The 20,049-nt window shown below is 67.5% G+C and carries 19 protein-coding genes and 1 pseudogene; 6 read left to right on the top strand and 14 right to left on the bottom strand.

Annotated features, from left to right (window positions below; genetic code table 11):
• Positions 1 to 54 precede the first annotated feature (54 nt).
• The 4 genes from ABIE58_RS01280 to ABIE58_RS01265 are packed head-to-tail and all read right to left on the bottom strand — an operon-like array spanning position 55 to position 4,232.
• The gene (locus ABIE58_RS01280) at positions 55 to 1,047 is read right to left on the bottom strand and encodes a molybdopterin-binding protein (RefSeq protein ID WP_354542857.1); all 993 of its coding nucleotides are present in this window, start codon (positions 1,045 to 1,047) and stop codon (positions 55 to 57) included.
• Positions 1,044 to 2,006 (bottom strand): XdhC family protein, encoded by a 963-nt coding sequence (locus ABIE58_RS01275; RefSeq protein ID WP_354542856.1) that lies wholly within the window; start codon positions 2,004 to 2,006, stop codon positions 1,044 to 1,046. The genes ABIE58_RS01280 and ABIE58_RS01275 overlap by 4 nt, the downstream gene beginning before the upstream one ends.
• Positions 2,006 to 3,265 carry a vWA domain-containing protein gene (locus tag ABIE58_RS01270; protein WP_354542855.1) on the bottom strand — a complete coding sequence of 420 codons (1,260 nt, stop codon included), beginning with the start codon at positions 3,263 to 3,265 and terminating at the stop codon, positions 2,006 to 2,008. Before ABIE58_RS01270 ends, ABIE58_RS01275 begins: the two co-directional genes overlap by 1 nt.
• Positions 3,266 to 3,323: 58 nt before the next feature.
• Positions 3,324 to 4,232, bottom strand: a complete 909-nt coding sequence (locus ABIE58_RS01265; RefSeq protein WP_354542854.1) for an AAA family ATPase — start codon at positions 4,230 to 4,232, stop codon at positions 3,324 to 3,326.
• 209 nt (positions 4,233 to 4,441) lie between these two features.
• On the opposite strand from ABIE58_RS01265, the gene ABIE58_RS01260 reads away from it, so the two are divergent.
• From ABIE58_RS01260 to ABIE58_RS01245, 4 genes are all read left to right on the top strand, one after another.
• On the top strand, positions 4,442 to 5,383 hold the full coding sequence (locus ABIE58_RS01260) for a phosphoadenosine phosphosulfate reductase (protein ID WP_354542853.1): 942 nt from the start codon (positions 4,442 to 4,444) through the stop codon (positions 5,381 to 5,383).
• Positions 5,384 to 5,423: 40 nt separating this feature from the next.
• Complete coding sequence (gene pyrC / locus ABIE58_RS01255; RefSeq protein ID WP_354542852.1) at positions 5,424 to 6,461, top strand: dihydroorotase; 1,038 nt, start codon at positions 5,424 to 5,426, stop codon at positions 6,459 to 6,461.
• Positions 6,462 to 6,532: 71 nt separating this feature from the next.
• On the top strand, positions 6,533 to 7,210 hold the full coding sequence (locus ABIE58_RS01250) for an orotate phosphoribosyltransferase (protein ID WP_354542851.1): 678 nt from the start codon (positions 6,533 to 6,535) through the stop codon (positions 7,208 to 7,210).
• 221 nt (positions 7,211 to 7,431) lie between these two features.
• Positions 7,432 to 8,919: a replicative DNA helicase gene (locus ABIE58_RS01245; protein ID WP_354542850.1), complete on the top strand. Its 1,488-nt coding sequence runs from the start codon at positions 7,432 to 7,434 to the stop codon at positions 8,917 to 8,919.
• Between the two features lie 324 nt (positions 8,920 to 9,243).
• On the opposite strand, the gene ABIE58_RS01240 is transcribed toward ABIE58_RS01245, so the two are convergent.
• From ABIE58_RS01240 to ABIE58_RS01200, 9 genes and pseudogenes are all read right to left on the bottom strand, one after another.
• Positions 9,244 to 10,146, bottom strand: coding sequence for a nickel/cobalt transporter (locus tag ABIE58_RS01240; protein ID WP_354542849.1), 903 nt, complete (start codon positions 10,144 to 10,146; stop codon positions 9,244 to 9,246).
• Positions 10,128 to 10,766 (bottom strand): DUF1007 family protein, encoded by a 639-nt coding sequence (locus ABIE58_RS01235; protein WP_354542848.1) that lies wholly within the window; start codon positions 10,764 to 10,766, stop codon positions 10,128 to 10,130. Before ABIE58_RS01235 ends, ABIE58_RS01240 begins: the two co-directional genes overlap by 19 nt.
• A gap of 360 nt (positions 10,767 to 11,126) precedes the next feature.
• A complete protein-coding gene (gene proB, locus ABIE58_RS01230) occupies positions 11,127 to 12,233 on the bottom strand; it encodes a glutamate 5-kinase (RefSeq protein WP_354542847.1) in 1,107 nt (368 codons plus the stop codon).
• Complete coding sequence (gene obgE / locus ABIE58_RS01225; RefSeq protein WP_354542846.1) at positions 12,221 to 13,285, bottom strand: GTPase ObgE; 1,065 nt, start codon at positions 13,283 to 13,285, stop codon at positions 12,221 to 12,223. The genes proB and obgE overlap by 13 nt, the downstream gene beginning before the upstream one ends.
• Before the next feature lie 36 nt (positions 13,286 to 13,321).
• Entirely contained in the window at positions 13,322 to 13,873 is a 552-nt protein-coding gene (locus ABIE58_RS01220) for a GNAT family N-acetyltransferase (RefSeq protein WP_354542845.1), read from the bottom strand.
• Positions 13,874 to 14,085: 212 nt separating this feature from the next.
• Positions 14,086 to 14,355 (bottom strand): 50S ribosomal protein L27, encoded by a 270-nt coding sequence (gene rpmA / locus ABIE58_RS01215; RefSeq protein WP_354542844.1) that lies wholly within the window; start codon positions 14,353 to 14,355, stop codon positions 14,086 to 14,088.
• 11 nt (positions 14,356 to 14,366) lie between these two features.
• Positions 14,367 to 15,020: a 50S ribosomal protein L21 gene (locus ABIE58_RS01210; RefSeq protein ID WP_354542843.1), complete on the bottom strand. Its 654-nt coding sequence runs from the start codon at positions 15,018 to 15,020 to the stop codon at positions 14,367 to 14,369.
• A gap of 160 nt (positions 15,021 to 15,180) precedes the next feature.
• A complete protein-coding gene (locus ABIE58_RS01205) occupies positions 15,181 to 15,765 on the bottom strand; it encodes a hypothetical protein (RefSeq protein ID WP_354542842.1) in 585 nt (194 codons plus the stop codon).
• A 208-nt stretch (positions 15,766 to 15,973) separates the two neighbouring features.
• Positions 15,974 to 16,102 (bottom strand): annotated as a pseudogene (locus tag ABIE58_RS01200) (transposase); the annotation flags it as partial.
• Between the two features lie 448 nt (positions 16,103 to 16,550).
• On the opposite strand from ABIE58_RS01200, the gene ABIE58_RS01195 reads away from it, so the two are divergent.
• Entirely contained in the window at positions 16,551 to 17,087 is a 537-nt protein-coding gene (locus ABIE58_RS01195) for an isochorismatase family protein (RefSeq protein WP_354542841.1), read from the top strand.
• Between the two features lie 15 nt (positions 17,088 to 17,102).
• Here ABIE58_RS01195 and ABIE58_RS01190 read toward each other — a convergent pair whose 3' ends face one another.
• A complete protein-coding gene (locus ABIE58_RS01190) occupies positions 17,103 to 18,356 on the bottom strand; it encodes a DEAD/DEAH box helicase (RefSeq protein ID WP_354542927.1) in 1,254 nt (417 codons plus the stop codon).
• 354 nt (positions 18,357 to 18,710) lie between these two features.
• On the opposite strand from ABIE58_RS01190, the gene ABIE58_RS01185 reads away from it, so the two are divergent.
• Positions 18,711 to 19,874: a serine hydrolase domain-containing protein gene (locus tag ABIE58_RS01185; RefSeq protein ID WP_354542840.1), complete on the top strand. Its 1,164-nt coding sequence runs from the start codon at positions 18,711 to 18,713 to the stop codon at positions 19,872 to 19,874.
• Positions 19,875 to 20,049: the final 175 nt, after the last annotated feature.

Here is a 20,049-nt window from a genome sequence, read left to right as displayed (position 1 = left end):
GAGCCTAGCGCCGATTTCGCAAAACTCAATTGATAGTTCGGCCTAAGTGCCGCCTCAGCCGCGCGGGGCGCGCCGGGGCTGCGGGCGCGTGGGGATTTCCTTGAGAAGCCCCCCCACCCCCATCGCTTCGATTTCCTCTGCGCCGCAAGGCAGCCCGCAGGCCACTCGCGCCAGCACCCAATCCGCGCCATGCAGGACGGGCGAGCGCGCGCTCCCCGGCAGGCCGATCACCGGCTTGTTGCCGATCCGGCCCAGAAACAGCAGGTTGCCGGGATCGACCGGCATGCCGAACCGCTCCACAACGCCCCCCGCCGCACGCAGCGCCTGCGGGGCGGTATCATGGGGGTCGGACGTGGCCGAAGCGGTGAGAATCAGCACGATCTCGCCCGCCGCCGCCGCGATCTCGCGCGCCAGCGGGGCCACGTCATGGGCGCAGACCACCGTGCCCGCCATCTCCATGCCAAGATTGGTGACTCGCGCCTCGATCGCCTCCACCCCCTTGGTGCCCGGCCCGCCGGGGGTGTCGGTCACAATGAGGCTCGCCGTGCGATAGCGCGCCACGGCCAGCCGCACCGCGCCGCCCGCCACATCCGCCGCCTGCGCCACGCTGGCCTCGGGCACGCCATAGGCGATGATCTTGACCGTGGCGACCATGCCGCCCGCGCGGATTTGGTGGGCGGGCGGCACCGTCGCCACCGTGATCATCGGATCGACCGCGTTCGCGGCGTTGACCCTCCCCGCATCGAGCGTGACCACACCCGCCCGCGCGGCCATGAGGTTCACCCGCCCCGTGAACGGGGCCGAGAGGGTCAGCCCCTCCGCCCCTTCGGCCAGCGCGCGCGCGAGCCGTTCGGCGGCGGCGTCCTCGTGCATGTCCCCCGGATCGAGCCGCGCCACAGTGACTTCGGCGTAGCCCGCCGCCCGCAGCGCCGCGACCTCCGCCGCGCCCAGCACCGCGCCCTTGCGCAACCGCCCCGAGGCCACATGCTCGGAATGGGCAAGGATCGCGCCTTGGGCCTCGGCCACCGGCACCGGGCCGAACCTCATTCCCCGCGCCTCAGCACGCCGATCATCTCGGCCAATATGCTCACCGCGATCTCGGCCGGTCCCGCCGCCCCGATATCGAGGCCGATGGGGCCATGAATGCGCGCGATCTCGGCTGCGGTGACTCCCGCCGCCTCCAGCCGCGCCACCCGCTTGGCATGGGTCCGCGTCGATCCCAGCGCGCCGATATAGAACACCCCCGCGCGCAGGCCCTCGGAAATCGCCGGATCATCCAGCTTCGGATCATGGGTCAGCAGCACCAGCGCCGTGCGCGCATCGCACCCAACCGCGCGCAGCACTTCGTCGGGCCAGTCATGCATCAGCCGCGTGCCGGGGAACCGCGCAGGCGTGGCAAAGCTCTCGCGCGGGTCGATCACCACCGGGTCAAACCCCGCGATGCGCGCCATCGGCACGAGGGCTTGGGCAATATGCACCGCGCCCACGACGATCAGGCGCAGCGGCGGGTTGTGAATGGCCACAAACGTCTCGCCATCCGCCTCCATCCCCGAACGGTCCATGCGAAACCGCTCGGCATACCCCTCACGCTCCAGCCGCCGCCCCCCCGGCCCGGTCACATAGGCCACCGGCTCGCGGGCGGCCCGCGCCGCGACCAGTTGGGCCAGAAGCGCCTCGGGGATCACGGCACCCACCGGCTCCACCAGCACCCTTATCGTGCCGCCACAGGCCAGCCCCACGGCAAAGGCATCGCCATCCGAGACCCCGTATTCCAGCATCACCGCCTTGCCCGCCTCGATCGCATCCAGCGCCTCGACCACCACCGCGCCCTCGACACAACCGCCCGAGACCGACCCGGCGATCTCGCCCGCGCCGGAAATCGCCAATTGGCTCCCCACCCGGCGCGGCGCGCTGCCCCAGGTCTCGACCACCGTGGCCAGCGCCGCCCCTTTGCCCGCCCGGTGCCAGGCAAGCGCCGTCTCGGGTATGTCGTCAAAGCGGTCCATCACCCCCCCATCGCGGCCATCAGCCGCGCCTTCTCGCCGCCATCCTCGCCGCGCGACAGCGCCTCGGCAAGCTCTTCCAGCGTGGCCACCGAATGCCCGGCGCGGAAGGCATCGACATGCGGCAGCATCGCGCGGATGCCCGCCGCGCGCGGCGCGAACCCCTCCCACCGCAAGAGCGGGTTGAGCCAGATCAGGCGGCGCGCCGAGAGGTGCAGCCGCTCCATCTCGCGGCTGAGTTGCCCCGCCTCCTCGCGGTCGAGTCCGTCGGTGATCAGCAGAACCACCGCGCCCGCGCCCATCACCCGGCGTGACCAGTCGCGGTTGAAGTCGTGCAGCGCCGCGCCGATCCGCGTGCCGCCCTCCCAATCCTGCGCCTCGCGCCCGGCGGCGGCAAGGGCGGCATCCACATCGCGCGTGGCCAGATGCCGGGTGATATTCGTGAGCCGCGTGCCAAAGGTAAAGGCATGGACCCGCGCCCAGCCCGCCCCCTTGTGATTGGCGACAGCGTGGAGAAAGTGCAAAACCATCCGGCTATATTGGCTCATCGAGCCGGAAATATCGCAAAGCACCACAAGATTAGGCCAACGCTCGCGCGGGGCCTTGCGGTGCAGGCGGCGCAGCTCGCCCCCCCGCCGCAGCGCCGCGCGCAGGGTCGCGCGCGCGTCCAACCTGCTCCCATGCGGATCGGCAATCCCGCGCCGCGACGGCAACGGGCGCACCGGCAGGGTGAGGCGCGCCAGCATCCGCTTGGCCTCTGCCATCTCGGCGGTGGACATCTGCTCGAAATCGAGCCGCCGAAGCCGCTCCTCGCGCGACATGGTGGCCGTCGCGTCGATCTCGATCACCGTCTCCTCGCCCGCTTCCTCGCCCGTCTCGGGCGGGGCGCGGTCCACCCCGTCAAGCAACGCCTCGGCGGCGCGTTTCTCGGCGGGGGCGGCGGCGCGATCCTCCTGCACGCCGCGAATGGCGGGCAGCATCATCGCCATCATATGCTCCATATAGCGCGGATCGCGCCAGTAGAGCCGGAAAATTTGCGCGAAAACAAGCAGATGCTCTGGCCGCGTCACAAGACAGGCGCGCAGCGTGTAGTAGAAATCCAGCCGCGAGGTAAAGCCCACGGCGGCCACCGCGCGCACCGCCTCGATCACCCGACCGGGGCCAACGGGCAGGCCTGCGGCGCGCAAGGCCCGCGCGAAATGGGTGATGTTGTGGACGAGCTTGGGGTCGTCCGGCAGATCGAGCGGGGCGTATTCTGTCATAGCGCGCGGTGGGGGCGCTGCCCCCACACCCAAGGAGTATTTCGGCCAAGAAGAAACATCAGGCGGGATCGAGCGTGGCGCGCGCCTCGTCCAGTATCCGCTTGGCCTCGGAGCCCTGCATCCGCGCGATGTCGTCCTGGTATTTCAGCACCGCGCCCAGCGTATCGGCGATCACCTCGGGGCTAAGACTGACCACGTCGAGCGCGAGCAGGCACTTGGCCCAGTCGATGGTCTCCGCCACGCCCGGTTTCTTGAACAGATCCTCGGTGCGCAAGGCTTGCACGAAGGCCACCACCTCGCGGCTGAGCGTCTCGGATGCCTCCGGCGCGCGGGCGCGCAGGATCTCGATCTCGCGGGTGAAATCGGGGTAATCGACCCAGTGATAGAGGCAGCGGCGTTTCAAGGCGTCATGCACCTCGCGGGTGCGGTTGGAGGTCAGGATCACGATGGGCGGCTCGGGCGCGTGGATCGTGCCCAGCTCGGGGATCGTCACCTGATAGTCGCTGAGCGCCTCCAGCAGGAACGCCTCGAACGGCTCGTCGGTGCGGTCGATCTCGTCGATGAGCAGCACCGGCGCGCCGCCGGGTTGCGGGCGCATGGCCTGCAAGAGCGGGCGCTCGATCAGGAATTCCTCGGTGAAAAGCGCGTCTCCGAGTTCGCCCCGGTCCACCCCGCCTGCCGCCTCGGCGGTGCGGATGGCGATCATCTGATGGGCGAAGTTCCACTCGTAGACGGCGGTCGCGGCATCAAGCCCCTCATAGCATTGCAGCCGGATCAGGCGGCGGCCCAGCGCGGCGCTGAGCGTCTTGGCGATCTCGGTCTTGCCGGTGCCGGCCTCGCCCTCCAGAAACAAGGGCCTGCCCAGTTTCAGCGCCAGATAGGCCACCGTGCCCAGCGCGCGCCCACAGACATAGCCCTGCGCGCCCAGCATCTCCTGCACGCCGTCGATGGATTGGGGAATGTTCACCTGCCTGCCCTCCGCTCACCCTGCCTTGGCATAGACGTGCATCGCCTGCCCGGTGCGGTCAAGGGGCGCGCCCTGCCCCGCGCGCGGATGCGCCCGCAGAATGCCCCCGGATTTTCCAAAGTTTCGCCCCAATCGGGCGGCAGGTTGGCAGATGCAAGCGGGCCCAAGACCCGCGCCGGGGCAGTGGGTTACAGACAAGGTCAGATCGAATGCAGGACATCAGCGACATCACCAGAACCGATCTTTCGGGGCTAGACTGGCAGGAGTGGCTCGGTCAGGCCGAGGAGGCGGTGGGCGATGCGGGCTACACGCAGCCGCTCGGCTCTGACCATGCCGCGCTCTTTTGCGAGCGCAAGCCGGTGCTGCTGGTCAGTTTCGAGACGTTCGACCGGCTTGATACTCTCTCCGACAAGGGCCAGCTCTTTGGCTGGACCATGATGCAGGCGCTGGGCTGGTCGCATCTGTGCCTGCTGAGCCGGCGCGATACCTGGTTTCGCGACGCGCTTGTCTATGGCTATTTCGACCGGCTGGTCGATGACGGGTTCTTTGACGAGTTCGAGCAGGTGATCTTTTACGGGGCCGGGGCCTGCGGCTATGCCGCCGCCGCCTTCTCGGTCGCCGCACCCGGTGCCAAGGTGCTGATGCTACGCCCGCAGGCGACGCTCGATCCGCGGGTGGCGGAATGGGATGATCGTTACCTCGCGATGCGCCGCACCTCGTTCACCGACCGCTACGGCTATGCCCCCGACATGCTCGACGCGGCGGCAAACGCGGTGCTGCTTTATGATCCCGAAATCGAGCTTGATGCCATGCATTCGGCGCTCTTCAACCGCGCCAATGTGCTGCGCTTTCGCACCCGCCATCTCGGCTATTCCATCGAAGAGACCCTCGCCCGCCTCGGCGTGCTGCCGCGTATCCTCGCACAGTTGAGCGCGGACAAGCTCAGCTGCCACAGCCTCGCACAGCTCTGGCGCGCGCGGCGCAACGACCAGGGATATCTCTTCCCGCTGCTGCGCCGTCTCGTCACCGAGCAGCGCGACGGGCTCATCGTGCCGTTCTGCACCAACGTGCTGGGGCGGCGACGCGGCGGGCCGCGCTACCGCAACGCGCTCAACGCCGCCGAGGCGCGGCTGGCGGAACAGCGCGGCTAGCACTGGCGCAGGCGCGCGCGATTGTGTAAGCGCTCGGCCCATGACCCAGAGCCTCACGATCCGCCGCCCCGATGACTGGCACCTGCACCTGCGCGATGGCGCGATGCTGGCCGCCGTCCTGCCCGAGAGCGCGCGCCACTTCGCCCGCGCCATCATCATGCCCAACCTCGTGCCGCCGGTGGTCACGGGACAGGATGCCGCCGCCTACCGCGCGCGCATCATGGCCGCCCTGCCCGAGGGCGCAGACTTCACCCCGCTGATGACGCTCTACCTGACGGAGGAGACCGACGCGCGCGAAGTGGCCGCCGCCCATGCGTCGGGCCTCATTACCGCCGTCAAGCTCTACCCGGCAGGTGCCACCACCAATTCCGCAAGCGGCGTGCGCGATTTCAACGCGGCGCGCCCGGTGCTGGAGACGATGGCCGAGATCGGCCTGCCGCTCTGCGTGCATGGCGAGGTGACCGACCCGGAGATCGACATTTTCGACCGCGAGGCGGTGTTCATCGACCGTGTGCTCGATCCCCTCCGCCGCGCCGTGCCGGGGCTGCGCGTGGTGATGGAGCATGTCACGACAAAGGACGCAGTGGCCTATGTCACCTCGGAGCCCCGCGACCTCGCCGCCACCATCACCACCCACCACCTCGTTATCAACCGCAACCATATCCTCGTGGGCGGGATCAAGCCGCATTACTACTGCCTGCCCGTGGCCAAGCGCGAGGAACACCGCCTCGCCCTGCGCGCGGCGGCAACCTCGGGCGATGCGATGTTTTTCCTCGGCACCGACAGCGCACCCCATACCGATCCGTTGAAGGAAAGCGCCTGCGGCTGCGCGGGCTGCTTCACCGCGCCCAACACCCTCTCGATCCTCGCCCATGTGTTCGAGCAGGAGGGCGCGCTCGACCGGCTCGAGGGCTTCACTTCGCTGAACGGCCCCGCCTTCTACCGCCTGCCCGCCAACGAGGCGCGGATCACGCTGACCAAGGGCGACCGTGTCACCTACCCGTCAAAGATCGAGACCGGCGACGGCCCCGTGACCGTTTTCGATCCCGGCTTCGCGCTGCATTGGCGCGTAAGCTAAGCGTCATCTTGCCCCAAATATCCCCGCCGGAGGCATCAAACCTCTTCGCCCTACGCAACAAGGACCGCCCGATGATCCCCGCCACCTACCCCCCGAAGGACGAGATCGCCCGCCTCACCGCCCGGATGCTGCTTGAAATCGGCGCGGTGCATTTCAACGCGGCCACCCCCTTCACGCTCGCCTCCGGCCTGCCCTCGCCCACCTATATCGACTGCCGCAAGCTCATCAGCTATCCGCGCATCCGTTCCACGCTGATGGATTTCCTCACCATCACCGTGATGCGCGAGGCGGGATTCGAGGCGTTCGACAATATCGCAGGCGGCGAGACGGCGGGCATTCCCTTTGCCGCGCTGGTGGCCGAGCGCATGGCGCTGCCGATGACCTATGTGCGGAAAAAACCCAAGGGCTACGGGCGCAATGCCCGCATCGAGGGCGCGATGACGGAGGGGCAGCGCGTGCTTTTGGTCGAGGATCTCACCACCGATGGCGGATCAAAGCTGAGCTTCGTCGATGCCATCCGCGAGACCGGGGCGACATGCGCGCACACCGCCGTCATCTTCTATTACGGCATTTTCCCCGAGACCGAAAAGACGCTGGGCGATCACGGTGTGGCGCTGCATCATCTCTGCACATGGCGCGACGTGCTGGCCGAGGCGCGCGCACAAGCGAGCTTTGACGCCGCCACGTTAAGGGAGGTCGAATCGTTTCTCGACGATCCGCGCGGCTGGCAGGCGGCGCATCGCGGCTGAGCGGCGCGGGCGCGGGCGGGGCCACGCGCAAAAATCCTTGGCTGCGGCATGGTTGCCACGGCGCGGGGTGACACCACCCATATGTTGCGTCATTCAGCCGGTTTGTGGCATTATATGGTGATCGTCACCGGGGCGTGCTTATCCACAGAGATATACATTTTGCCCCCCGCCCGCGCCCGGCGTTATGCCGTTTGGCCAAAGATCAGGACAGAGCAGCATCCATGAACGAGATCAGCATCTTCAATCCGACCGGGGCCGAGATCGAGGCCGCCGAGAGCGTGCCGCATTCGATTGAGGCCGAACAGCAGCTTCTTGGCGCCATCCTGACCAATAACGACATTTTCGACCGCGTGGCCGCGATCATCGGGCCGCAGCATTTTTACGATCCCGTCCATGCCCGTATCTTCGAGACGGCAGCGGCGCGCATCAACCGCAACGCGCTGGCCTCGCCGGTGACGCTGCGCGCCTTTCTCGAAGAGGATGAGGGGCTGAAGGAACTCGGCGGCCCGGCCTATCTCGTGAAGCTCGCCGGGGCCGCGATCTCGACCTATGCCGCGCGCGATTACGCGCGGATGATCTATGATCTGGCGATCCGGCGCGAGCTGATCGCGCTCGGCCACGATATCGCCGCCCGCGCCGCCCGCGTCGAAATCAGCAGCGAGCCCGCCGACCAGATCGTGGAGGCCGAGCAGAAGCTCTACCAGCTTGCCGAACAGGGCAAGTCCGATACCGGCTTTCAAAGCTTCCTCAAAGCGGTCAAGGATGCCGTCGATGTTGCCAATGCCGCCTATCAGCGCGAGGGCGGGCTGGCGGGGCTGGCCACCGCGCTCGACGACATGGATCAGAAGCTCGGCGGGCTGCACCGCTCCGACCTCCTGATCCTCGCCGGGCGGCCCTCGATGGGCAAGACCTCACTCGCGACCAACATCGCCTTCAACATCGCCAAGGCCTATCGCAAGGGCACCCTGCCCGATGGCACCACCGGCACCGTCGATGGCGGCGTGGTGGGGTTTTTCTCGCTCGAGATGTCGGCCGAACAGCTTGCCAGCCGCATCCTCGCCGAGGCGTCGGAAATCCCCTCGCACAAGATCCGCCGCGGCGACATGGACGAGGACGAGTTCCGCCGCTTCGTCGAGGCGGCGAAATCGCTCGAATCCTGCCCGCTCTTCATCGACGACACCGCCGCCATCCCGATCAGCCAGCTTGCGGCGCGCGCGCGGCGGCTCAAGCGCACCCACGGGCTTGACCTGTTGATCGTGGATTACCTGCAACTGGTGCGCGGCACCGCCCAGAATCGCGTGCAGGAGATCGGCGAAATCTCGATGGGTCTCAAGGCCATCGCCAAGGAGCTCGACATTCCGGTTCTGGCGCTGTCGCAGCTCTCGCGGCAGGTCGAGAGCCGCGAGGACAAGCGCCCGCAACTGTCGGACCTGCGCGAATCGGGCTCGATCGAGCAGGATGCCGACGTGGTGATGTTCGTGTTCCGCGAGGTCTATTACAAGGAACGCGAGAAACCGGGTGATCACGAGATGGACAAGATGGCCGAGTGGCAGGAGGCCATGGCGCGGCTGCACGGCAAGGCCGAGGTCATCATCGGCAAGCAGCGCCACGGCCCCATCGGCACGGTCGAGCTGAGCTTTGAGGAACAGTTCACCCGCTTCGGCAATCTGGTGAAACCATGGCAGCAGGGTGCGGGCGGGGATATCTAGGGGGCGGCACCGGACAGATGGTGGCCCAAGGATGATCCGGCCTGTCATGCTCCGCAATGCGGGGCGGCAGGCGTCGTGAAGGGCCTGTTGGGGACGCTCAAGGCAAAGCCCCCTTGCGTGGAACAAGGCGCGCTTGCGCGCCGCCGCGCATCGCCGGGCCGCCCCCCCGGCACGGCGATTTGGCTGCAACCTGCCTCATTCTCTGAGGTTTTTCGGATTTGGCACGATAAAGCGCACCCAAACCGACGTTGGATCGCCGCACCGCGGCCCGTCGATGCGCGGCTTCTGCGAATGGCGGCAACAGGCCATACGCGTTCCCCGCGATCAGAGCACCGCACGCATCATGCCGAGCGCCAGCGCGGCGATCACTAGCCCTGCCGCGATCTCCAGCAGCGTGAGCGCGCGGGCAAGGCCCTGACCCTCGGAAGTGGCCAGCCGCGCCAGCACGCCCTCGCGCAGCGTGACCGAGGCTAGCGCCACCGCCACCGTCACGCTCGCCGTGCCGATCCCCATGACAAAGGCCCCGAGGATACCCGCCGCCTCGATCCCCAGCCGCCAGGTGAGAATGAGAAGGAACAGCGCGCCGGTGCAGGGCCGGATCGCCACCGCGGCGATGAGCGCCGCCGCATCGCGCCAGGAGGCCACGCGCGCGGCCTCGTCGGGCGTGGGGCCGTGGCGATGGCCGCAGGTGGCGCAGGCGTGGCCGTGGCCATGGTTGTCGTCATGCCGCCCCGCACGCCACCAGCGCCGCAGCCCGCGCAAGCAAAGCCACGCCCCCACCGCCGCAATCGCGGCATAGCTTGCCGGGGCCATCAGCCGCTCGGCGACCCCGGTCATCTGCTGGCGCGTCACGTCAAAGACGAGCACCCCGGCATAGACCATCACCACCGCGCTTGCCGCCTGCGCAAGGCTCGACGCCAGAGCCAGTGCCGAGAGCCGCCACGCGCCCACCCGCGCCGCCATGCCATAGCCGCCCACCAGAAGCTTGCCATGCCCCGGCCCCGCCGCGTGAAAGAAGCCGTAGGCGAAACACAGCCCCATCAGCCCCGCCATCGCCCCCGGCTCGCCCGCGCGCAAGGCCCGCAACAGCCGCGCCATCGCCTGTTGCGTCTCGGCCTGACCGGCGCGCGCCCATGCCCCAAGCTCTGCCGCGCCGCCCATGCCCCAAAGCCACACCGCCGCCGCCAGCACCGCAAGCGCAGCCCCGCTCAGGACGGCGCGCGGCACGAGATCGCCATGATGTCGGAGAAAATATTGCCAACCTCGACGCCGGAATATTGCTCCTCGGCGGAAAGCTTGGCCACCATGTCGCGAAACGCGCGCTGGCTCTCGTCAAGATCGGGCTCGGTGATCGCATAGGCGCAGCCCTCGGGCAGCACCACCGGCCCGGCGAGGGTATATTCAACGAAATAGGTGGGATCATAGGGCTCTACCCGCAGCCCGTCGGCGGGCACTGGCCCGAAACTGCGGCGATGGCTGGCCACGATCCGGCCTGCCTCGATACGGATATCGGTGGGCACGGGATGGTCGAGCGCGATCTTGTCGCCGCCCGCGGTCAGGTAGAGATCGCCCTCGAACCCGTCGGGCCATTCCACGAGGTCAAACCCCTTGAGGCGGGCCAGTTCCGCGCTGGTCAGCGCGCCGTCGCCATCGGGATCAAGCCCCATATCGGCAAAGATCAGCAGCGAGAAGAAATCATCATAGCGCCAGGTCACCTCGACGCCGGTCAAATTACCCGCGCCGTCATCCTCGAACCTGAGCGCCACATCGACAAAGACATGCGGATGCGCGTCCAGGGGGGCGGCGATCACGAGGGCGGCGGCGGTGGCAAGGGCGCGGTGGAACATGAGACCGGTTTATGGCATGGACCGGCCCGCCTGCAAGGCGGGACCGGTCGCGCAGCGGGGACCACTCGCGGAAAGCCGCGCATGGAGCCGGTGAGGCGTGATGGGGAGATTGGCCCCACGAGACAAGCCGCGCGGTCGCTGGGCCGGGGACCAGCGATGCAACAGTGGTAAATGCCACTTTATGCCAGCCAAATCCGTGTGACACCGATAGAATGCGCGCCTTCTCCAAATCGCTAGGCCGCGGGACGGCGTCATGCCGCAGGCATGCCTTTGGCATGACGATCGCGCGGCGCCCTTTGGGCTTGATTCCGCGCGGGGGACAATAAGCCAGTGTCCCCTCCAAGCCATTGACCCTCTCCCTCAGATCGCCATGTCGTCGCGGTGGATGAGCGGCCCGCGCGGGGCGTGGCCGAGGGCATCCTCGATCTGGTCCGAGCGCAGCCCGGCAATCCGCGTGGCATCGGCGGCATCATAGCGGGTCAGGCCCTGCCCCAGCACGCGGCCCGCCTCATCGGCCAGCTCCACCGGGTCGCCGCGCCCGAACGCGCCGTCAACGGCGCTCACCCCGGCGGGCAGCAGGCTGCTGCCGCGCCCGAGCGCCTGCGCCGCGCCTGCATCGACGGTGATCCGCCCGCGCGGCTTCATCGCGGCGATCCAGGCCTTGCGCTTTTGCTGCGGGTCGCCCTGCGCGGCAAACCAGGTGGCGCGCGCGCCCTGCGCCAGCGCCGCGAGCGGGTGATCCAGGTCGCCGCGCGTGATCGCCATCGCGCAGCCCCCGGCGGTGGCGGTGCGCGCGGCCATCACCTTGGTTTTCATGCCGCCCTTGGACAGGCCCGAGCCGGCATCGCCCGCCATCGCCATGATCTCGGCGGTGATACCCGCGACCTGCGGGATATGGCGCGCCGATGGGTCTGTCTGCGGGTTGGCGGTATAAAGCCCGTCGACATCCGACAACAGCACCAGAACATCCGCCCCCGCCGTCACCGCCACCTGCGCCGCCAGCCGGTCATTGTCGCCATAGCGAATCTCGTCGGTGGCCACGGTGTCGTTCTCGTTGACGACGGGTACCACGCCAAGGCGCAAGAGCTGATCGAGCGTGGCGCGCGAATTGAGATAGCGGCGGCGGTTCTCGCTATCCTCGAGCGTCACCAGCACCTGCGCCGCGCGGATATCGTGCCGCGCCAGCGCCGCCTCATAAGCCCCGGCAAGGCGGATCTGCCCGACCGCCGCCGCCGCCTGGCTCTGCTCCAGCGAAAGCGCGCGTGCAGGCAGGCCGAGCAGCGCGCGCCCCAGGGCAATCGAGCCCGAGGAGACCAGCACCACATCCGCCCCCTGCCCGCGCAAGCCCGCCACATCTGCGGCGAGCGAGGCAAGCCAGCCTTCGCGCAAGGCCCCGCTGTCGCGATCCACCAGAAGCGCCGAGCCGATCTTGACGACGACGCGGCGCGCGTCGCCTAAGGCTGCCACGGGGTGCCCTCGTCTGCCTGGGCTGCGGCGATCTCGTCATCGCTGTCGCGGCGGCGGCGGGTGCGGCTCTCGCCGATCTCGGCGCGCAGGGCGCGCAGCACCTCCGCAACCCCCTCGCCCGACACCGCCGACATCAGCATCACCGGCCCGCCGCTGGCCTCTTGCAACTCATCGCGCAAAAAGGCGCGTTCCTCGGGGTCGAGCGTGTCGATCTTGCTCAGCACCGTCACCCGCGTCTTGTCGGCCAGCCCCGCGCCATAGGCCTCGATCTCGTCGATAATCGTCCGGTAATCGGCCACCGGATCGCCCGAGGAGCCATCCACCAGGTGCAGAAGCGCCGCGCAGCGCTCGACATGGCCGAGAAACAGATCGCCAAGGCCACGCCCTTCGGATGCGCCCTCGATCAGGCCGGGAATGTCGGCCACCACGAATTCGGCCCCGTCGATGCCCACCACGCCAAGATTGGGGTGCAGCGTGGTGAACGGGTAATCGGCCACCTTGGGCCGGGCATTCGAGGTGGCGGCGAGAAAGGTGGATTTGCCCGCATTGGGCAGGCCCAGAAGCCCGACATCGGCGATGAGCTTCAGCCGCAGCCAGATCGTGCGCTCGACACCGGGCTGGCCGGGATTGGCGCGGCGCGGGGCCTGGTTGGTGGAGGTCTTGAACCGCAGGTTGCCCCAGCCGCCATTGCCGCCATGCGCGAGTTCGATCACCTGCCCCACCTCGGTCATGTCGGCGATCACCGTCTCCTCGTCCTCTTCGAGGATCTCGGTGCCCACGGGCACGCGCAGCACGATGTCATCGCCGCTCGCCCCGGTGCGCTGACGCCCCATGCCGGGGCGGCCATCCACGGCAAAGAAATGCTGTTGATAGCGAAAGTCGATGAGCGTGTTGAGCCCGTCCACCGCCTCGACACGGACCGAGCCGCCATTGCCGCCATCGCCGCCATCGGGGCCGCCGAACTCGATATATTTCTCGCGCCGAAAGCTGATACAGCCCGCGCCGCCGCTGCCAGAGCGGATATATACTTTCGCGAGGTCGAGGAATTTCATCGTCTGTCCTTTCGCCGCGTCGCCCGCGCGCGGCCCTCAGCCCATCTTGCGGCTATAGGTCCATGTGGGCACACAGGCCCCGCGCGCGACGCAGTAGGTTTCGGCATCCCCAAGATACTGAAACCCGCAATTCGTCAAGACCCGCGCCGAGGCGGTGTTGTCCTGGAACACGCTGGCAAACACGGTGCGCGCGGCGTGGGGGTTGGCGGACAAAAGCGCCTCGACCGCCGCCGAGGCGATACCGGTGTTCCACCAGGCGGGCGCGACCCAATAGGCGATCTCGGACTGGCCGGTATCGACGCGGCTGAGGCCGACAAGCCCCATCACCTCGGACCCGCCCGTGGCCCCGCCCGTGCGGGTGCCGTCGATGGCCCAGATATCCTCGATCCGGTTCTCGGCATGGGCGCGCGCGATCAGCGCCTCGGCGGCACCGGGCGGATAGGGATGGGGAATTGTGGGGGTGGCCCGCGCCACCCGGATATCGCCCGCGTTCATCGCAATGAGCCCGGCATCCGAGCCGCGCAGCGGGCGCAGGTCGAACCGCTCGGTTGCGATCATCGGCTGGTCGATCACCGTCTCGTAAGCCATGCGCTCCTCCTTTCGCATGATGCGTGCCCCGTTCAGATGGGGGGGCGCGCCGTTGTCACAAGCCTTGCCGATGCCCTCCGCACCGGAACGTGACGCGAATTTTACCGAAATTCCACCAATCCCCTGCCTGACACGGCACCTGCCTGACACGGCAAGGGGGACCGGCGCGTGCCGATCCCCCCTCATGGTCGTTGTCATGTGCCGGGTTCGGCTTATTCAGCGGCCTCCGCCATTGGCAGCACGGAAATGAACGTGCGGCCCTTGAGCCCCTTGTGAAAGGTCACGGCCCCCGTGGTCACGGCGAACAGCGTGTGATCCTTGCCTTGGCCCACGCCATCGCCCGGCCAGAACTTGTTGCCGCGCTGGCGCACGATGATGTTGCCGGGGATCACGGCCTCGCCGCCATATTTCTTGACGCCGAGACGACGGCCCGCCGAATCGCGCCCGTTGCGGGATGACCCGCCTGCCTTCTTATGTGCCATCTCGTCTCTCCTTAGCCCTTGGTCAGCTCTTTGGCCTGCTCGATCCAGCCTTCACGCTCGATCCGGCCCTTGAACGACAGTTTCTCGTCCATCTCCACGACATCCGCCTCGGTCCAGGCGGCGATCTGCGCGAATCTGGTGACGCCTGCGGCGTGCAGCTTTTTCTCCAGCGCGGGGCCGACGCCCGACAACACCTTGAGATCATCCGCACCTGCGGGGGCGTCTGCCTTGGCGGCGGGCTTGGCCTTGGGCGCGGCTTTTTTCGCCGGGGCCTGCGCCTCGGCGGCGGCCACGGCCACGGCAGCCACGGAACCCGACCCGATCGCGGCCTTGACGCCGGTCGCATCGCCACCCTGGGCGAGAATCTCGGTCACGCGCAGCAGCGTCAGCTTCTGGCGGTGGCCCTTGGTGCGCTGCGAGCCGTGCTTGCGGCGGCGCTTGACGAAGTGGATGACCTTGTCACCCTTGACCTGGTCGATCACCTCGGCCTGCACGGCGGCACCCGCGACCAGCGGCGCGCCGATGACGGGGGCATCGCCGCCCAGCATCAGGACCTCGTTGAACTGCACTGTCTCACCAGCATCGGCTGCAAGCTTTTCAACGCGCAGAAGGTCGCCCGACTGCACCTTGTATTGCTTGCCGCCGGTCTTGAGGACCGCGAACATGGCTCTTTCCTTTTCCTTCCGCGTCCTGTGGCCCCCCTCTGGCGGGGTGTTGCGGGCCGGTGGCCCACCTCGGACAGCGTCCCCTTGGGGGATCATTCAAATGCAAAACCGGCGAGTCCTCCCGCCGGTCGCACCCGTATGCGCCAGCCGCGCAGCGCTGTCAAGGCCCGCATCGGGCCGGGCCGACCCTGCGGCCACTACCATAAGTACACCACTCATAAGAGCGCGCACCAAACTGATTCGAACTTGCAAATACTGTCTCAAAAGATTGTTTTTTATATATAAAAGACCTCTGCGTGACGAGCTGGTTTTCTGCTTCAGCGCGGATTTGCCGACCGCTTTCGCCCTGCTGTCTTTTCAGCGGAGCGATAAGGGTGTTGGCTTGGTTTATGCGATTGCCGGGGGTGAAGGGCGTCACGGAATTGATCCGGTGGATGAATTCAGCCCTGGACGGGCGAAGCCCTGTCTTGCGGGTTGAGTGTGATCTTGTTCGCGGCCTTGATGAGGTTTTGTCCGATGGCCGCCATCGCCATTTGGGCATGGGTTTTGGCCCGTCCGAAGTATCGGGCGCGGATGCGCCGTCAATCATGGTGGCAAATTCCGGACTTTCGGCGCGGTTGGCGGGCGTGGTGTGGACCTTGTCCACAAACCCTTCCTCGTCGATGCGAGCAAATCCCTTGTAGCCCAGCGTGGATTTGCTGCCCTTCGTCACCCAACGCGCGTCCGGATCGGCGCTGAAATGCATCTCGGGATGGTCGGGCGCGTCCCCCTCGGCGCGGTCCTGCGGGGGGTTCGATATGGCGGCGCGGCCGGGCTGCAGCCTCGATCAGCGTCGCATCAATGATCGCCGCCGCGGCCTCTTTAAACTTTAGCCCGTGATCCTCGATCTGACGGCAGACCTCGACCAGCCGATCATCGTAGACACCCCCTTTGACCAGCGCATTGCGGAACCGGCAATGGGCGGTCTCATCCGGCACCGGTGCGCGCAGATCAAACCCGCAGAACACCATGAAATCCAGCCAAACCTTGAGCACACGCTCCAGCCTCGGATCAGACAGCCCATGCCATTGTGCAATCAGCAGGCACCGGACCGCCCAGACCGCGCGTCAGGAGCGGCGAAAACGCCCGCTAATCCACGAGCGCGTCGATCTTAGACAGCACATCCACAATCCGATCCGCCGCCTCACGAAAAAAAGGCCCATGAAAACCACCCCAAAAACGTCTGCCACAGAATACCAAGAGTCCAAACCGGCAGGACTCCCGGAATAACAAAAAGGTCTTTGGTTTTAGAAAACGCCCTAGGCCCGCACAAAACTTAGTGTGCACCATTGAGAAAAATGCAAGACGTCGCCCTCGCTCCGCCAAAAATCCCAAGCACATCAGGGTTTGAAACAGGGTCGCGCAAGCGGCTCTTTTCGTTTGGCTGCGGGGATGTCCGGGGGTGCACGGGACGGCATTTAGGGTCATTGCAACCGCAAGCGCCCCTGTCGATCTTGTAAACGGCGGGGATCATGCCCTATCATCAAAGTCATGCCCCTGCTCTCCGTCACTTCATCCCATCTGTTGCTCATCGACTTTCAGGCCCGCCTGATGCCCGCGATCGCGGGGGGCGCGGGCGTTGTCGCGCAGGCGGGCAAGCTGCTGGCGGGGGCGCGGATCATGGGCGTGGCGCGCAGTTTCACCGAGCAGATCCCGGCCAAGCTTGGCCACACCATCGCCGATCTCGCCGCGCAAAAGGGCGAGGAGGTGCTGGCGAAATCGCGCTTTGATGCCTGCCCCGAGACCGGGCTTGCGACGCGGATCGCGCCGGGGCACAGGATCGTTGTGGCGGGCTGCGAGGCGCATGTCTGCGTGCTGCAAACCGTGCTGGGGCTGCTGGATGCGGGGCGCGAGGTGGTGGTGGTCGAGGACGCCACCGGATCGCGCGCGCCCGACAATCGCGCGGCGGCGCTGGCGCGCATGGGCCGCGCCGGGGCCGAGATCGTCACCACCGAAATGGTGCTCTTCGAATGGCTGGGCGGGGCCGATCACCCCGCGTTTCGCGAGGTGATCGGCCTTATCAAGTAGCGCGGGGGGCTTGGATCAGGCCGCGCGGCGGGGCCGCCTGCGGCGCTGGCCGCCCGGCTTGGCATCGCCCCCCGGCGCGCCGCCGGGCTTGAAGCCGCCACCCCGGCGCGGACCGCCGCGGCCCGAGGGCTGCTTGGCCTTGGGGTCGGGCAGAACCTCCCATGCGCGGCCCGAGGCCACGGGGATGGACATGCCCAGAACCTTCTGGATATCCTTCAGCTCGCCCATCTCGTCGGGGGCGCAAAAGGCGATGGCCGCGCCCTCGCGCCCGGCGCGCGCGGTGCGCCCGATGCGGTGGACATAGTTTTCCGCCACGTTCGGCAACTCGTAGTTATAGACATGCATCACCGCCGGGATATCAAGGCCGCGCGCTGCCACATCGGTGGCCACCAGCACCTTGACCCGCCCGTCGCGGAACGCGGCAAGCGCGCGCTCGCGCTGGCCCTGGCTCTTGTTGCCGTGGATCGTCTCGACCGCGAAGCCGGCCTGTTCCAGCCTGCGGGCGAGTTTATCGGAGCCGTGCTTGGTGCGGCCAAAGACCAGCGCCAGCTCGTCGCGGTGCTTGTCGAGCAGTTCGATCAGCATCTCGGGCTTGGCGGCCTTGGCGACGAAATGCACCTCTTGCGTGACCTTGTCGGCGGGTTTGCCCGGCGGGCTGACCTGCACGCGGCGCGGGTTCTTGAGATAGCTGGCGGCGATTTCCTCCATCTGTTTCGGCATGGTGGCCGAAAACAGCATGGTCTGGCGCTCGGCGGGCAGAAGCCCGGCGATGCGCCGCAACGCGTGGATAAAGCCCAGGTCGAGCATCTGGTCGGCCTCGTCCAGCACCAGGAACTCCGCCGCATCAAGCCGCAGCGCGCGGCGGTCGATGAGATCGAGAAGCCGCCCCGGTGTCGCCACGAGGATATCGGTGCCGCGCTCCAGCCGCTTGATCTGCGCGCCGATGCCCGCGCCGCCGACCACGAGGCCGATCTTGATCGGGCTGTCCTTCACCAGCGTCATGAGCGCGTCGCGGATCTGCCCCGCAAGCTCGCGGGTGGGGGCGAGGATCAGGCTGCGCACGGCCTTGGGCGCGGGGCGCGCCGGGGCCTCCATCAGCCGCGTCACCAGCGGCAGCCCAAAGGCCATGGTCTTGCCGGTGCCGGTCTGCGCCAGCCCCATCACGTCATGGCCGTCAAGCGCATGGGGGATGGCGTGGGTCTGGATGGGGGTCGGCTCGGTGATGCCCTGATCCGCCAGTTTGCGGGTCAGCGACTGGGGCAGGCCCATCTCGTCGAAGAGGTTCAAAGTCGTGTCCTTTCGGGGCCCGCGCGCGCATAGCTCAACGCGGCAGCCCGGTCGTCGTGGTTGCACCGGCACGGCGAACACGGGACCGAATGCCCCCTGTCCCCGGACAGGTCGTTGGCCCCACGCGTGATTTTGGGAACGTATACGCGATATTTCATATTGAACGCCCCACCGGGGCCGTGCTGCTCACGCGGCAGGAAATATCGGTTGAGTGCCATATGGTGGGCGCGCGCGCAGAAGTCAAGCACAGGCTTGCGCCCTGTTCGTGCGCGCCGCTGCGTCACGCTTGATTTTCCGCCTCTTGCGGGCTTTGCTCGGATCAAACGGGGGGGGGATATGCGCAGGATAGTGAAATGGGTCGGGCGCATTGCACTGGCGTTTGTGCTGGCGGCGGTTATTGCGGGCGTCTGGAAGCGAGAAGAGATCGCGCGGCTTCTGGCTGTCAATTCGCTCTTTTCCCAAGAAACCATCGTCGCGAATTTCTCGAACATGGAGCGCGCCTTTCTCACCACGCCGGTGCCGCGCGGCGCGGGGCCGGTCTCGCCCCTGCCCGAGGGGGGGCGCATGACCCTGCCCGCGCCGGTCACCGACTGGATCAAGGCGCGCCGCGTCACGTCGCTTTTGGTGCTGCACGAGGGGCGCATCGCGCATGAAAGCTATCACCTCGGCACCACCGCGCAGGATCGCCGGATAAGCTGGTCGGTGGCCAAGAGCTTTCTGTCGGCGCTCATCGGGATTTCGCTGGAGCGCGGCGAGATCGCCTCGCTTGATGACCCGGTTACGCGCTACGCGCCCGGTCTCGACGGCAGCGCCTATGACGGCGTGACCCTGCGCCAGCTCTTGCAGATGACCAGCGGCGTGGCATTCGACGAGGATTACCTCGCCTACGGGTCCGACATCAACCGCATGGGCCGGGTGCTGGCGCTGGGCGGCACGATGGACGGGTTTGCCGCCGGTCTGAGCGCCCGCGACGCAGCCCCCGGTGCGCGCTGGAAATATGTCTCGATCGACACCCATGCGCTGGCAATGGCGCTGCGCGGGGCCACCGGGCGGGCGCTGCCCGATCTGATGTCGGAGTGGATCATCGCGCCGCTGGGGATGGAGGCCGCGCCCTATTATCTGACCGATGGCGAGGGGGTGGCCTTTGCGCTTGGCGGGCTCAACGTGACCACGCGCGATTACGCGCGCTTTGCGCTGATGGTGGCGCAGATGGGCCGCTATCAGGGCCAACAGATCGTGCCCGAGGACTGGATCGCCGCCTCGACCCGCCCAAGCGCGCCCACGCCCAAGGGGGCGACACAATACGGGCTGCATTGGTGGATGCCCGCCGATGCGCGCGAGGGCGAATTCTTTGCCCGCGGCATTTACGGGCAATATCTCTATATCGACCGCGCGCGCGATGCGGTGATCGTGGTCACCTCCGCCGATCGCAGGTTTCGCGAGGCGGGCACCGCCGAGGACAATATCGCCGCGCTGCGCGCGCTTGCCGCCGCGCTCTGAGCACGGCTTGGCGCGGGGGGGGCGGGCGCTCGGGATAATCGGCGTGGAGGAGACGTTCGACCGAGCCGCGCAAGAGCACCCGGTATCGAACGCCTGAACCAACCCTGAGCACTCCCCCGCACGCCACCGGGCAGCTTGCGCCAGGTGGCGTGCACTGGAATGCAGATCGCGACGG

Source organism: Roseovarius sp. MBR-78, assembly GCF_040547535.1.
Classification (GTDB): domain Bacteria; phylum Pseudomonadota; class Alphaproteobacteria; order Rhodobacterales; family Rhodobacteraceae; genus Roseovarius.
Note: the sequence above shows the minus strand (reverse complement) of the source record. Positions and strands in the feature narration are given on the sequence as shown.

Coding starts and splice junctions, on each gene's coding strand:
- ABIE58_RS01245 (WP_354542850.1), top strand. CDS start 7,432: ATGAACGAGATCAGCATCTTCAATCCGACCGGGGCCGAGATCGAGGCC.
- rpmA (WP_354542844.1), bottom strand. CDS start 14,355: ATGGCACATAAGAAGGCAGGCGGGTCATCCCGCAACGGGCGCGATTCG.
- ABIE58_RS01270 (WP_354542855.1), bottom strand. CDS start 3,265: ATGACAGAATACGCCCCGCTCGATCTGCCGGACGACCCCAAGCTCGTC.
- ABIE58_RS01205 (WP_354542842.1), bottom strand. CDS start 15,765: ATGCATTTCAGCGCCGATCCGGACGCGCGTTGGGTGACGAAGGGCAGC.
- ABIE58_RS01260 (WP_354542853.1), top strand. CDS start 4,442: ATGCAGGACATCAGCGACATCACCAGAACCGATCTTTCGGGGCTAGAC.
- ABIE58_RS01280 (WP_354542857.1), bottom strand. CDS start 1,047: ATGAGGTTCGGCCCGGTGCCGGTGGCCGAGGCCCAAGGCGCGATCCTT.
- ABIE58_RS01275 (WP_354542856.1), bottom strand. CDS start 2,006: ATGGACCGCTTTGACGACATACCCGAGACGGCGCTTGCCTGGCACCGG.
- ABIE58_RS01220 (WP_354542845.1), bottom strand. CDS start 13,873: ATGGCTTACGAGACGGTGATCGACCAGCCGATGATCGCAACCGAGCGG.
- ABIE58_RS01235 (WP_354542848.1), bottom strand. CDS start 10,766: ATGTTCCACCGCGCCCTTGCCACCGCCGCCGCCCTCGTGATCGCCGCC.
- ABIE58_RS01195 (WP_354542841.1), top strand. CDS start 16,551: ATGCCCCTGCTCTCCGTCACTTCATCCCATCTGTTGCTCATCGACTTT.
- ABIE58_RS01185 (WP_354542840.1), top strand. CDS start 18,711: ATGCGCAGGATAGTGAAATGGGTCGGGCGCATTGCACTGGCGTTTGTG.
- ABIE58_RS01250 (WP_354542851.1), top strand. CDS start 6,533: ATGATCCCCGCCACCTACCCCCCGAAGGACGAGATCGCCCGCCTCACC.
- obgE (WP_354542846.1), bottom strand. CDS start 13,285: ATGAAATTCCTCGACCTCGCGAAAGTATATATCCGCTCTGGCAGCGGC.
- pyrC (WP_354542852.1), top strand. CDS start 5,424: ATGACCCAGAGCCTCACGATCCGCCGCCCCGATGACTGGCACCTGCAC.
- ABIE58_RS01190 (WP_354542927.1), bottom strand. CDS start 18,356: ATGGGCCTGCCCCAGTCGCTGACCCGCAAACTGGCGGATCAGGGCATC.
- ABIE58_RS01210 (WP_354542843.1), bottom strand. CDS start 15,020: ATGTTCGCGGTCCTCAAGACCGGCGGCAAGCAATACAAGGTGCAGTCG.